The sequence below is a fragment of the Tessaracoccus sp. MC1756 genome (assembly GCF_014164735.1).
Taxonomy (GTDB): Bacteria; Actinomycetota; Actinomycetes; order Propionibacteriales; family Propionibacteriaceae; genus Arachnia.
On the sequence record NZ_JACJFZ010000001.1, the window covers coordinates 124,736 to 137,652 of the forward strand.

Here is a 12,917-nt window from a genome sequence, read left to right on the forward strand (position 1 = left end):
CTCGGCGCGACTGCGCAGTGTTCCGCGAACGTCGGGGAAAGAAGGGTGCGAGTGTTCTCCCTACGCTGTTCGGGCGACGTTGGCTCTGTGCGGGTTGGGGTGGACTCGAAACTCGCACCCTTCATTCCCCGACCTTCGCTGTAGGTTTCGCGGTCGTTGTGCCGCCGCCGATACCGTTCGTAGCCCGGGTTGCCGGAGCGTCCGAGGACGGGGTACGCCGCTTCTGATCGTCCTTGCCGGGCAACATCGACCTGAGTGGGGTCCGGTGCCGCGATCACACTTGCAACCCCCCGTCCTCGGACACTCCTTGAGCCTGGGGCGGCGGCCAGAAAGGCTAGATCCGTGTTCACACTCGCGAAGACAGGCGAACCGCTCGAGGGCTCGGCCTTCGACGCGCCCTGCTACCGGATCCCCGCCCTCGCGGTGACGCCCACCGGGCGGGTCATCGCCGCCTGGGACGTCCGGGCGGACTGGCGCGACCTCCCCGGCCCCTTCGACGTCGTCTACCGCCTCTCCGACGACAACGGCGACACCTGGTCGGACGTCCGCGTCCTCCGCGCCCGCACCGCCAAGGGTGGCTTCGGGGATGCCAGCTTCGTCGTCGACCCCACCGGCACCCTCTACTGCTGGTACGTAGGGTCGACGGGGCGGTCGTTCTTCACCGCGGACGCCGGGCGGGACGGCGAGGGGCTCAGGCTCTGGCTCGCCACGTCCATCGACGACGGCGACACCTGGACGCACCGCGACCTCACCGACGAACTCAAGCCCGACGACGTCACCGGCATGTTCGCCTCCTCCGGCCACGGGGCCACCCTCGGCACCGGGCGGCTCCTGCAGCCGTTCGTCCTGCGCACCCTGGACGAGCAGCACTACGTCGCGATGGCCTACTCGGACGACAACGGCGACAGCTGGCAGCTGGGCGAGCGCATCGGCCCGGACTGCGACGAGAACAAGGTGGTCGAACTGCCCGACGGCAGCGTCCTGTTGCATGCCCGTACCCGGCCCCGTCGGCGGTGGGCGATCTCCCACGACGGGGGCCTCACGTTCTCGGCGCCGGTGCCGCACGAACAACTCGTCGACCCGGCCTGCAACGGCGGGCTGGCCCGCTGGGGCGACGACCTCGTCTGCACCCTCCTCGACGACCCCCGTCAGCGACGGCGACTCGCGCTACGCGTCAGCTCCGACGGCGGCGCCACCTGGGGCGACTCCGTGCTCCTCGACGCGGGAGCGGCGGCCTATTCGGTCGCGGCTGAACTGCCTGACGGGCGGCTGGGCGTGATCTGGGAGGCGGGGGACTACGCCGCGCTGCAGTTCATGGCCCTCAGCCGCACCGAGGTGGGGCTCGGCGGGGGAGCGGTCACCGTCGTGCCCGTGGAGAGCCCCGGCGGCAGCGCGGCACCGCCAGAGGTCGCCCCTGACGGCACCTGACCCCGGCGGTCATCGATCAGCGCACGGAGATGTGCACGTGGTCGTAGTGGTTCGCGGACACGGAACCGCGATCCGACATCGGCCGCCAGCCGTCGCCCGCGCGCTGCGTGGTCCAGATCTGCTGTGCGTAGATGACCTCGATGATGCCCAACTCGCCGGCGTTGGCGCGGGCCCAGCGGGCGATGTCCCAGCCGTACTCACCGCTGACCATGACGTCGATCGCCTGACCGCTGCCGTGGTAGCTGTCGGTGTCGCCGGGGCGGTAGCCGCCGTAGGAGGTGACCCTCGGGAACTCGGCACACACCACCCGCAGCACGTTGGCGGTGCGGTCGGTGAGGTTGCGCTCCAGGCCGGAGGCCTGCTCGCACACCGCGTCGGGTGCCGCGGCCGCCGAGCTGGAACCCGAACCCGAGGCGGCCTCCTGCACGGCCTCGACGGCGGGCTTGCTGTCGGTGAGGAACGTGCCCTTGACCCAGCCGGCCTCCCCGTCGAGCGACACCTGCCGCCAGCCGTCCACCTCCCAGGCCGTCGTCGCGACCTGGGCGGCTTCAGCCAGCGAGGACCGCACATCGAACTCCGTGCCGGGGCCGGTGCGTACGTTCACGGCCGCCGTGACGAACAGTGTGCTGGACGCCTCGCCCAGCGCGGTGTAGTCAACGGCGGGCTCCTCGACGACCTCCGCCACCGGCTCTGCCGACTCAACCGCGGCGGGCGCCGATTCGGCGACACCGGCCACTTCGCCCGAGGCCGCCTCGTCGGAGACCGCTTTGGCCGGCGCCGGGGCCGGGGCAGGGGTGCTGGGCGTCACCACGGGAGTGGGCGTCGGCAACGCGGGATTCGCGGCAGCGGCGGCAGCAGTGTCGAGCGGCTCCCGGGAGGGCGACGGCGAGGCCGACGGCGACAACTCCGGCCTGGCCTGGCTCCGGGACACCCCGAGGTTGGCCACCGGGCGCGCAGACTGAACCGTCTCCGTGCTGTCAGCCGGTTGTCCCAACCAGAACACACCCGCAGCCAGCCCGCCGACCGTCAGCATGGCGACCGGCGCCATGGCGAACCGCACCGCCCTGCCCCGTCCGCGGGTGAGGCCAACCGCCCTTCGGGCGTCTGTCACTGTCTGGAGCTCGGCTGCATCGTCCTGCACTGCTGCATCGTTCGCTGCGGCCCTTTTGGGTGTTCCCATACCTTCGTCTTTCCTGAGAATGCCTTAAGATTTTCTCAGAATAGGTCGTGCTTGAGCGGAATCCAAGCTGAGAGACATCGCCTCCAGTCAATGCTGGACGGTCAGTTCTCCGGGTCGGTCACGAGGCGGCGCTCCAGCGCGATGAAGGAGTTGCAGCGGTCCCGCAGCTGCGACAACGAGCCGCCGTCGAACGCGTCGCCGAGCAGCGTCTGGTCCACCCCGACGGCCGGGGCGCCGGCCTTGAACCATTCGCCCGCCGCGTACGCCCCGATGCCGCCCAGGGGGACGACCCGGTCCACGACGCCGAGTTCCTTGAGCCGAGCTGCCATGGCATGGCCCACCACGTCTGCGGGGTACAGCAGCGCACCGTTGGACAGCTGCAGTGCCGCCCGCACCTCGCGCGGGGTCATGGCGGAGCACCAGCATTCGAGCCCGCGCTCGTCCGCCGCGTCGGCGACATCGCTGTCGGCCACGTCCGAGAACACGAAGGCGGCTCCCGCTTCGGCTGAGCGGTGCACCTCAGCGCTCGACGACACCCTCAGCGCGCCGAAGTCGGCCCGCGCACCGAAGATCGTCGTCACGTCCGCGAAGGCCGCCGCGCCGGCCGGGAGGGCGAACCGCGAGAACCCCTCCTGGATGAGCACCTCGATGACGCCGACGTAGTCGTCAAGCGACGCATCAGGCAGGCACACCACAATTCCACGCAGAGTCATGGCGACCATCTTGCCGTACGCCCGCCGTCGCCTGAACCGGCGGCCCTATCGCGGCGCCCCGGCTTGGGCCTAGGCTTCCGCGCATGAGCCTCAACCTCAGCCGCGCGCAGCGTCTCGACGAACTGCCCTACACCCGCAAGCACAGCAAGCTGCTCTTCGGCTCCGGCATCGGCTGGGCCCTGGACGCGATGGACATCGGGCTCATCTCATTCATCATGGCCGCGCTCGCGTCGGAGTGGGGGCTGGGTTCCGGGCAGCTGTCCATGCTGGCCTCCATCGGCTTCGTCGGGATGGCGGTGGGCGCCTCGCTGGGCGGGCTGCTGGCAGACAGGATCGGCCGCCGCCAGGTCTTCGCGCTCACGTTGCTGATCTACGGCATCGCGACGGGGATCTCGGCCCTGTCCACCGGCCTGGCGATGCTGATCGTCCTGCGCTTCATCGTCGGAGTCGGCCTCGGCGCAGAACTTCCGGTGGCGTCCACCCTCGTCAGCGAGTTCGCGCCGCGCAAGATCCGCGGCCGCGTCGTGGTGGCGCTCGAGTCGTTCTGGGCCATCGGCTGGCTGGGCGCCGCCACCATCGGCTACTTCGTCGTGCCGTCCGAGAACGGTTGGCGGTGGGCGCTCGCGTTGGGCGCGGTGCCGGCCGCTTACGCGCTGTTCGTCCGCTTCGGGCTGCCCGAATCCGTCCGTTTCCTGGAGGCGAAGGGCAGGCACGCGGAGGCGGAGCAGGCGGTGCGCGAGTTCGAGGACGCCGCGGGCGTCACCGTCGACGACCGCGACAAGGCTCCCGACGCCCCGGTGTCCGCCGCAGCGAAGGTGACGAAGAAGGAACTCTTCGGCGATCGCTTCCGCCGGCGCACCGTCGCGCTGTGGCTGGTGTGGTTCGGGATCAACTTCTCCTACTACGGCGCGTTCATCTGGCTGCCGACGCTGCTCTTCGAGGGTGGCATGACACTGGTGCGCTCGTTCGAGTTCACGCTGTACATGACGCTGGCCCAACTCCCCGGCTACCTCGTCGCGGCCATCCTCATCGAGGTGTGGGGCCGTCGCCCCACCTTGGTCACGTTCCTGGGCGGCTCCGTCGTCGGTGCTCTCGCCTTCGGCATGGCGCCCGCCATCGCCGAGTCGGTGGCCCCGGGCAGCGCCTCCGCCGCCTATGCCATCACGCTGGCCGCCGGCTGCACGTTGAGCTTCTTCAACCTCGGCGCCTGGGGCGCCCTCTACGCCATCACGCCGGAGGTGTATCCGACGGCGGTGCGGGCCAGCGGTGCGGGCGCGGCCACGGCGTTCGGCCGGATCGCCGCCATGGCCGCACCGCTGCTGGTGCCCGTGATCGTGGGCGCAGCCGGCCGGCCCACGCTGTTCATGGTGCTGGGTGGCATGTTCGCCATGGCCATGGTGGCCGCGTGGTTCCTCCCCGAATACACCGACAAGGCGCTCGAGGAGGCCTGACCACGCGAGCTCCGCGCCCCCACGGGACCGCCCCCACTCATTCGTCGGGGTCGACCTGCGGCAGCTTGGCGTAGGAGTCCGCGCCGTAGCTGCTGAAGTAGTGCTCCATGGTGTCGGTGGACAGCGCCCTGGCCAGCATCTCCAGGCGACCCTGGTCCACCACGTCGACCGACTGCCCGTCGATCGTCGCGAACCCGCGGATGGGGGCCTGCAGCATCCGCACCCCGTCGGCGCCGAAGATCCGCAGCTGCGTGCCCAGGTTCGTGACGTACCCGTTGGTCATCTGGTCGTCCACCGTGAGGGTGTCCGCCACCTGCCCCACCACGTCGTTGAACCGCGTCGGGTTGGTGATCGTGTCCGGCGTCGCCAGCTTGCGGATGATGGCCTTGACGACGGTGCGCTGCCGGTAGGCGCGGTCGAGGTCGCCGTTGGGCAGCGACTTGCGCTCCCGGACGTAGGTCAGCGCGCGCTCGCCCTCCAGGCTGATCTCGCCCTCCTCGAACCTGTTCGCGCCCTGCCCCGAGGCCCACGGGTTGTAGACGGTCACGCCGCCGACGGCCTCGGTGAGGTTGACGAAGCCCTCGAAGTCGATGACCACGGTGTGGTCCATCCGCACGCCCAGCAGGCTCTCGAGCGTGCGCACCGTCAGCGGCGCGCCGCCCCACGCGTAGGCGGCGTTGATCTTGGCCTCGCCCCGCTCGGGCACCTCCACCCACATGTCGCGGGGGAAGGAGATGAGGTAGACGTGCTCGCGGTCGCCGGAGACGTGGGCCACCATGAGCGAATCGGAACGGCCGGTGTCGCCCTCCCGGGAATCCGAGCCCATGAGCACGAAGTTGACCGGGGCGGTGGCCTCCGGCTTCTCCGGATTGGGAGCGGCGGGGGAGGGGCGGCCCACATACTCCGACGGCGTGAGCCCCGGGTCGCGCTCGATGCTGTCCAGTGCCACCCAGCCCCGGCCGACGTAGAACGCCACGACCAGGGCGGGGATGAGCAGCACGAGGATGCACACCATGAACAACACGAACAGCGGGCCGCGCCGCTTCTTTGTGCGCTCGGCCCCGTCGTCGGTCCCCTGGTCGGGGGTCTCGTCGCCGTACTGGTCATCCTCGAAGAGGGCTCGCATCATGCCCCTCATTGTGGCCGGTGTCCGTCGGGTGGCCAACCGCACCCTCGCGTCTGTGTGACGCCCCGGCGGGACGCCGACCGGGGGAGCGTTCTAGGCTGGGGCCCATGAACACTCCGGTAGACGCCACTGCCACAGAGGCCTGGGCAGACCTTCGCATCCTCAAGGACGCTCTCGTCCCCGACCTGCGGCACTGGTTCGAAGCTGATCCGCATCGCGCCGAGGAACTCACCTTCGACCTGGCAGACCTCCGGGTGGACCTCTCCAAGAACCTCATCACCGAAGACGTCGTGGGCGCGCTGGTACGCCTCGCTGAGCAGGTCGACCTGCCCGAGCGTCGTGACGCGATGTTCAACGGCGAGCGCATCAACGTCACCGAGAACCGCGCCGTGCTCCACACCGCCCTGCGCCTGCCGGCAGATGCTGAGCTCACCGTCGACGGGCAGGACGTCGTGGCGGACGTGCACGAGGTGCTCGGGCGCATGTATGCCTTCGCCGACCAGGTCCGCTCGGGCGAGTGGAAGGGCGTCACCGGGAAGCGGATCGAGACGGTGGTCAACATCGGCATCGGCGGCTCAGACCTGGGCCCGGTGATGGTCTACGAGGCCCTGCTGCCGTACAAGCAGGACGGCCTGGAGTGCCGCTTCATCTCCAACATCGACCCCAACGACTGCTACGAGCAGGTCAAGGACCTCGATCCCGCCACGACGCTGTTCATCGTGGCGTCGAAGACCTTCACCACCCTGGAGACCCTCACCAACGCCCGCATGGCCCGCGACTGGCTCCTGAACGCGCTCGTCGCCGACGGCGCCATCGACGATTCCGATGAGGCCCGGGGCGGCGCGATCGCCAGGCACTTCGTCGCGGTCTCGACGGCGCTGGACAAGGTGGCCGACTTCGGCATCGACCCTGCCAACGCGTTCGGTTTCTGGGACTGGGTGGGCGGCCGCTACTCGGTGGACTCCGCCGTCGGACTTCCCGTGGCGATCGCCATCGGTCCGGACGGGTTCAGCGATTTCCTAGCTGGCTTCCACGCCGTCGACACGCACTTCCGCACCGCGCCGGCAGAGCGCAACGTGCCGTTGCTGATGGGCCTGATCAACGTCTGGTACGTCAACTTCTTCGACGCGCACAGCCACGCGGTGCTGCCCTACGCCCAGTACCTGCACCGGTTCGCGGCCTACCTGCAGCAGCTCACCATGGAATCCAACGGGAAGTCCGTGCGCTGGGACGGCAGCCCCGTTACCACGGAGACCGGGGAGATCTTCTGGGGCGAGCCGGGCACCAACGGCCAGCACGCGTTCTATCAGCTGATCCACCAGGGCACCCGCATCATCCCCGCGGACTTCATCGCAGTCGCCAACCCGGCGCACCCCGTCAAGGACGGCGAAACCGACGTCCACGGACTCTTCCTGGCCAACTTCTTCGCGCAGACCGCAGCGCTGGCCTTCGGCAAGACCGCCGAAGAGGTCCGCGCCGAGGGCACTGCGGAGGAGATCGTGCCCGCCCGCGTGTTCGAGGGCAACAAGCCCACCACCTCGATCATGGCGCCGGCGCTCACACCGTCCGTGGTCGGCCAGCTCATCGCCCTCTACGAACACATCACGTTCGTCCAGGGCGTCGTGTGGGGCATCGACTCGTTCGACCAGTGGGGCGTCGAGCTCGGCAAGAAGCTCGCCCTGGAGATCGCCCCGGCGGTCTTCGGCGACGCCGAGGCGCTGGCCCAGCAGGACCCGTCCACGCAGTCCCTCGTCAGCTGGTACCTACAGAACCGTGACTGAACCGCAGCCCTCCGTCCGGCCCCGACGGTGGCGCACCGCGCTGATCGCCGTCGGGGTGGTCGCCCTGCTGGGGGCGCTTCCGGTGGTGCTGAGCGCGGGGAGGGTGGCGTGGCTCGCCTCTGGTCACGTGCACACGGTGGAGGACGTGCCGGAGCGGCCCGTGGGCATGGTGCTCGGCGCCAAGGCTGACCCCTCCGGGCCGTCGGCGTTCCTCGCTGCTCGCCTCGAGGTCGCGGTGCGCCTGTTCCAGGCCGGCAAGATCCGCGCCGTGCTCGTCAGCGGCGACGGCGGGCCGGGGTCGAACAATGAGCCGCTCATCATGCGTCGGTACCTGGAGGAGCGGGGCGTGCCGGCGGACCGGATCGTCGAGGACCCGGCAGGCTTCGACACCTACGACTCGTGCGTGCGGGCCCGCGACGTGTTCGGCGTGGCGGAGATGACCGTCATCACGCAGGACTACCACCTGGGCCGCACCATCGCGATCTGCCGCGAGGTGGGCGTCGACACCGTCGGTGTCGGCGACACCAGCATGCTCGGACGCTTCCCCTACAACTGGGTCAAGGGCTGGGTCCGCGAGTTCCCGGCGAACCTCAAGATGGAGTGGGACCTCCTCACCCACAGGCGCCCACAGGCGGACGCGCCGGACCCGTCGCTGCTGGCCGCGGCCCAGTCCTGAATCTCGCGCCTGGCCGCGTGCCGCTGTCCGTTGGCGTGGGGGTGCGGTGTTACCGTCATAACCGCAAGCCACCCCACTTCCCCGGAAGGTGCTCACCGTGAAGAGACTGTTCGCCCTGATGTTCATCGTCGCCATTGCACTCGCAGGGATGGTCGCCCCGCGGGCGGAGGCCGACGAGGCGTCGCAGAAGGCCAACGTCGCCGACATCGCCACCATGGTCGACGCGCACAACGCCATCCGGGTGTCGAAGGGCCTCAAACCGTTGAAGTTCGTGCCGAAGGTGGCCGCGGCCATCGCGCAGGACTGGGCCATCTCCATGCAGAAGGCCGGCAAGATCTCCCACAACGACGACTTCCGCTGGGACGGGGCCGAGGCCTGGGGCGAGAACGTCGGCTGGAACGTCGGCTATGCCAATCCTGTCCAGACGATGATGGACGACTGGATGGCCTCGGACAGCCATCGCGCCAACATCCTGGAAGCGTCCTACACCCACATCGCCGTGGGCCTGGTGCGCTCTGAATCAGAGATCTACGCCGCGGTGAACTTCTACAAGGAGCCGCTGATCGACGCCGGCACCGCCTACGACTCGGGAACGCAGTGGCTGACCGCAGTGCAGCAGAACATCACTGCCGTCAACCCGGCGAAGGCCGACGACGTCTACTCCAAGACCGGCACCTACGCCTACAACAACCGCCTGTGGAAGGTGGCCTGCGAGCCGTACTCCCAGACGCAGCGCTGCCGTACGGACATCTGGGCCACCGTCATCTCCTACAAGAGCGGCAACTACCAGCGCAGCACCGGCTGGGCCTTCAACAACCTGACCTACCAGCCGTCGGCGCGCAGCCTGTGGGCGGGCAACCCGTTGGCCACCAAGGGCGACCACGTCATCAGCGGCCGCAAGTGGCGCACCGACTGCGACTCCGCCGCCACCGGGCGCAACGGCTGCCGCTCCTACATCCAGACTCCTGTCGTCACCGCCACCGCCAAGGCCGGCGGCGGCTACACCTTCACGTCGAAGGTCGACTACGTCTTCAACAACATCGTCCGCTTCAAGTAACACTCCGCAGTGGTGCGCGGCCCCGCTGGGGTCTAGTGTGACGCCGTGCTCAACGCGCTACGTCGGCTGTCCCCGGTGCGGGCGATCTTCGTCGCCTTCACGACGGCGGCCTGGGTGGGGATCGGCCTCCTCATGCTCCCGATCTCCAAGCGGGGCGCCGGTGGCGCCTCGCTGATCGAGGCCCTCTTCACCGCCACGTCCGCCATCTGCGTCACGGGCCTCACGATCGTGGACACCGCGTCCTACTGGACGCCGTTCGGGCAGGTGGTCATCCTCGCCCTGATCCAGATCGGTGGCTTCGGCGTCATGACGCTGGCCACGCTGATCGGTCTGACGGTGCTGGGCAAGCTGTCGCTGCGCTCACGCCTGACCGCCGCCGTAGAGAGCCACATGGAGGGCCCGGGTGGGGTGCCGCATGTGTTGGGCGGGATCATGAAGACCACCGTCGCGATCGAGGCGGTGACCGCAATGATGTTGACGCTGCGGTTCTGGTTGGGGCATGGGTTCAGCCTGCCCGAGGCGGCGTGGCGCGGGCTCTTCCACTCGGTGTCGTCGTTCAACAACGCCGGCTTCGCCCTGTTCGCGGACAACATGATGGGCTTCGTGGCCGACCCCTGGCTCCTGCTGCCGATGGCGGGGGCCACCATCCTCGGCGGTCTCGGCTTCCCCGTGCTGCAACAACTGTGGCGCCACCACGCCGACCTCCTCGCGTGGACCATGAACACCCGCATCGTGGTGATCATGACGCCGCTGCTACTGGTGGGCGGCACCGTCTTCATCACAGGGCTGGAATGGACCAACCCCGGCACGCTCGGCCCCCTGGCGTGGGACGACAAGCTGCTGGCCGGCTTCTTCCAGTCGGTGCAGACCCGCACCGCCGGCTTCAACTCGATCGACATCGGCGCCATGCACGCCGTCACGCTGTTCGGGATGGACGTACTGATGTTCATCGGCACCGGCCCTGCCGGCACGGGCGGCGGCATCAAGGTGACCACGTTCGCCGTCCTCTTCTTCATCATCTGGACGGAGGTGCGCGGCGACACCGCCGTCCACATCTTCGGCAAACGCCTCTCGCGCGCCGTGCACCGGCAGGCCATCTCCGTCGCGCTGTTGGCGGTGGCGCTGGTGGTGCTCGCCACCATGACCGTCCTGCTGCTGAGCCCCTTCCGCCTGGACGACGTCCTCTTCGAGGTCATCTCGGCTTTCGGCACGGTGGGACTGTCCACCGGCATCACCGCGCAGTTGGATGGCGGTTCGCAGTTGGTGCTGTGCTTCCTCATGTACGTCGGCCGCCTCGGCCCCATCACGTTCGCCTCTGCGCTCGCCCTGAGCCCCCGCCAGCGGCTCTACGAACTCCCCAAGGAAAGGCCGATCATTGGTTAATCTGCGCCCCCTCAAGAGGCCGGGCAACGTACCCCTGGCCGATAGCATCGTCATCATCGGGCTGGGCCGGTTCGGCCAGTCGCTCGCGCTCGAACTCATGAACGACGGGGCCGACGTCCTGGCCATCGACCGCGACGAGGACCTGGTCCAGCAGTTCAACGGCAGGATCACCCACGCGGTGCTGGCGGACGCCACCCGCGAGGACGTGCTGCGCCAGCTGGGGATCCACGAGGCCACGCACGCCGTCGTCGCCATCGGCGACTCCGTCGAGGCCAGCCTGCTCACCAGTTCGCTGCTCATCGGCTTCGGCATCCCGCATGTCTGGGCCAAGGCCGTCTCGGACGCCCACGGCCGCATCCTGGAGCAGATCGGCGTGCACCACGTCGTCCATCCGGAGCGGGAGAGCGGCATGCGCGTGGCGCACCAGGTGCGCGCCCAGCTGAAGGACTACATCGATCTGGGTGGCGGCTACGCGCTGGTGCGCACCACCGCGCCCGCGGCGGTGCTCGGCAAGCCGCTGCGCGAGGTGCACGTCCGCTCCGAATTCGGGGTGACGGTCATCGCCTCGAAGCGCGCGGACGGCCGCTGGGTGGACGTCTCAGGCGACTCCGTGTTGTCGGCAGAGGACGAGATCCTCGTCACCGGCCCCATCGAGAAGGCTGAGCGCTTCCACCTGACCTGAGCCGGTCGTCGGCTCACCAGGTGGAGACGCTGCGGCCCATGCCGTAGTAGGTCCAGCCCGCGTCGGCCCAGTCGTGTGGGTTGAGCACGTTGCGGCCGTCGATGATGTTGGGCGTCTGGACCAGGTCGATCAGCGACGCGGGGTCCAGGTCCACGTACTCGCGCCACGGGGTCAGCAGCATGACGACGTCGGCTCCTGTGACGGCCTCCTCGACCGTCTCCGGCACGTCGAGCTCCGGCCGCCGCTGCCGGAGGGTGTGCGATGCGGCGGGGTCGACGATGGCCAGTTCCGCGCCGCGGGCCGACAGGCGGCCGGCGATGTCGAGGGCGGGGGAGTCGCGCAGGTCGTCAGTGTCCGGCTTGAAGGTGATGCCCAGCACGGCGATCTTCTTGCCGACGAGGCGGCCCCCGACGGCCTCCTCAGCCAAGTTGACGGCGTGGTCGCGTCGGCGCAGGTTGATGGTGTCCACCTCGCGCAGGAACGTGAGCGCCTCGTCGACACCCAGCTCGCCGGCACGGGCCATGAAGGCGCGGATGTCCTTGGGCAGGCAGCCGCCGCCGAAGCCGATGCCGGCCTGGAGGAACTTCTTGCCGATGCGGTCGTCGTGCCCGATCGCCTCGGCCAGCCGCGTGACGTCGCCGCCGGTGGCGTCACACAGCTCAGCCATGGAGTTGATGAACGAGATCTTGGTGGCGAGGAAGCTGTTGGCCGCCACCTTCACCAGCTCCGCAGTGGGGTAGTTGGACAGGATCAGCGGGGTGCCTGCGGCCAGCGGGATCGCGTAGCACTCGTCGAGGAGGGCTTTGGCGCGGTGGCCGCTCTCCTTGTCCTCGGACAGGCCGTAGACGATGCGGTCCGGCGTCAGCGTGTCGCCCACCGCGTACCCCTCGCGGAGGAACTCCGGGTTCCAGGCCAGGAGGATGTCCTTGCCTGATGCGGCGAGCTTCGCGGCGATGCCCTCGGACGTGCCCACGGGCACCGTCGACTTGCCCGCCACCAGCACCGGTCTGCCGTCCGCCGGGACGACGGCGTGCTCGAGGATGGTGTCGACGGCCTGGTTGACGTAGGTGAGGTCCGCCGCGAGCCGCCCCTGGAGCTGCGGCGTGCCAACGCCGATGAAGTGGATCTGTGCGTCGGCGATCGAAGCCGGGTCCGTGGTGAAGCGCATCCGGCCGGTGGACACATGCTTGCGGAGCAGTTCCGGGAGCCCGGGCTCGTGGAACGGCGCGATCCCCTGAGAGAGTTTCGCGATCTTCGCCTCGTCCACGTCCAGGCCCACCACATCATGGCCCAGCTCGGCCATGCAGGCCGCGTGTACAGCTCCCAGGTAACCGCAACCGATCACAGAAATGCGCATGGCCCACAGATTAGCCAGGAATCGGGGGCGGAGGTGCGCGCCCCGTGCGTGCTGCGGGATGATGGGGGAGCACAAACTCTTTC

Annotated in this window: 11 protein-coding genes; 7 read left to right on the forward strand and 4 right to left on the reverse strand. The window is 69.1% G+C overall.

The annotated features are described in order from the left end of the window. The first annotated feature begins 342 nt into the window (after window positions 1-342). Window positions 343-1,428 carry a sialidase family protein gene (locus H5393_RS00555; RefSeq protein WP_182765105.1) on the forward strand — a complete coding sequence of 362 codons (1,086 nt, stop codon included), beginning with the start codon at window positions 343-345 and terminating at the stop codon, window positions 1,426-1,428. A gap of 16 nt (window positions 1,429-1,444) precedes the next feature. Here H5393_RS00555 and H5393_RS00560 read toward each other — a convergent pair whose 3' ends face one another. Together H5393_RS00560 and H5393_RS00565 are read right to left on the reverse strand one after the other, a co-directional pair. Continuing rightward, entirely contained in the window at window positions 1,445-2,569 is a 1,125-nt protein-coding gene (locus tag H5393_RS00560) for a hypothetical protein (RefSeq protein WP_182765106.1), read from the reverse strand. 140 nt (window positions 2,570-2,709) lie between these two features. Further along, the gene (locus tag H5393_RS00565) at window positions 2,710-3,321 is read right to left on the reverse strand and encodes a hypothetical protein (RefSeq protein WP_182765107.1); all 612 of its coding nucleotides are present in this window, start codon (window positions 3,319-3,321) and stop codon (window positions 2,710-2,712) included. Between the two features lie 83 nt (window positions 3,322-3,404). On the opposite strand from H5393_RS00565, the gene H5393_RS00570 reads away from it, so the two are divergent. Continuing rightward, a complete protein-coding gene (locus H5393_RS00570) occupies window positions 3,405-4,772 on the forward strand; it encodes an MFS transporter (RefSeq protein ID WP_182765108.1) in 1,368 nt (455 codons plus the stop codon). Between the two features lie 37 nt (window positions 4,773-4,809). Here the strand turns inward: H5393_RS00570 and H5393_RS00575 are convergent, their stop codons facing one another. Then, complete coding sequence (locus tag H5393_RS00575) at window positions 4,810-5,901, reverse strand: LCP family protein (RefSeq protein WP_182765109.1); 1,092 nt, start codon at window positions 5,899-5,901, stop codon at window positions 4,810-4,812. A 104-nt stretch (window positions 5,902-6,005) separates the two neighbouring features. Between H5393_RS00575 and pgi the strand changes: the two genes are divergently transcribed. The 5 genes from pgi (at window position 6,006) to H5393_RS00600 (ending at window position 11,477) form a co-directional block, all read left to right on the forward strand. Next, on the forward strand, window positions 6,006-7,679 hold the full coding sequence (pgi, locus tag H5393_RS00580; protein ID WP_182765110.1) for a glucose-6-phosphate isomerase: 1,674 nt from the start codon (window positions 6,006-6,008) through the stop codon (window positions 7,677-7,679). 40 nt (window positions 7,680-7,719) lie between these two features. Then, window positions 7,720-8,355, forward strand: a complete 636-nt coding sequence (locus H5393_RS00585; RefSeq protein ID WP_220488172.1) for a vancomycin high temperature exclusion protein — start codon at window positions 7,720-7,722, stop codon at window positions 8,353-8,355. 97 nt (window positions 8,356-8,452) lie between these two features. Further along, window positions 8,453-9,412, forward strand: a complete 960-nt coding sequence (locus H5393_RS00590) for a CAP domain-containing protein (RefSeq protein WP_182765111.1) — start codon at window positions 8,453-8,455, stop codon at window positions 9,410-9,412. Between the two features lie 45 nt (window positions 9,413-9,457). Continuing rightward, window positions 9,458-10,795 carry a TrkH family potassium uptake protein gene (locus H5393_RS00595; RefSeq protein WP_370585885.1) on the forward strand — a complete coding sequence of 446 codons (1,338 nt, stop codon included), beginning with the start codon at window positions 9,458-9,460 and terminating at the stop codon, window positions 10,793-10,795. Next, window positions 10,788-11,477 (forward strand): TrkA family potassium uptake protein, encoded by a 690-nt coding sequence (locus H5393_RS00600; protein ID WP_220488129.1) that lies wholly within the window; start codon window positions 10,788-10,790, stop codon window positions 11,475-11,477. The genes H5393_RS00595 and H5393_RS00600 overlap by 8 nt, the downstream gene beginning before the upstream one ends. A 13-nt stretch (window positions 11,478-11,490) precedes the next feature. Here the strand turns inward: H5393_RS00600 and H5393_RS00605 are convergent, their stop codons facing one another. After that, window positions 11,491-12,834 carry a UDP-glucose/GDP-mannose dehydrogenase family protein gene (locus H5393_RS00605; RefSeq protein WP_182765112.1) on the reverse strand — a complete coding sequence of 448 codons (1,344 nt, stop codon included), beginning with the start codon at window positions 12,832-12,834 and terminating at the stop codon, window positions 11,491-11,493. Between the last annotated feature and the right edge of the window lie 83 nt (window positions 12,835-12,917).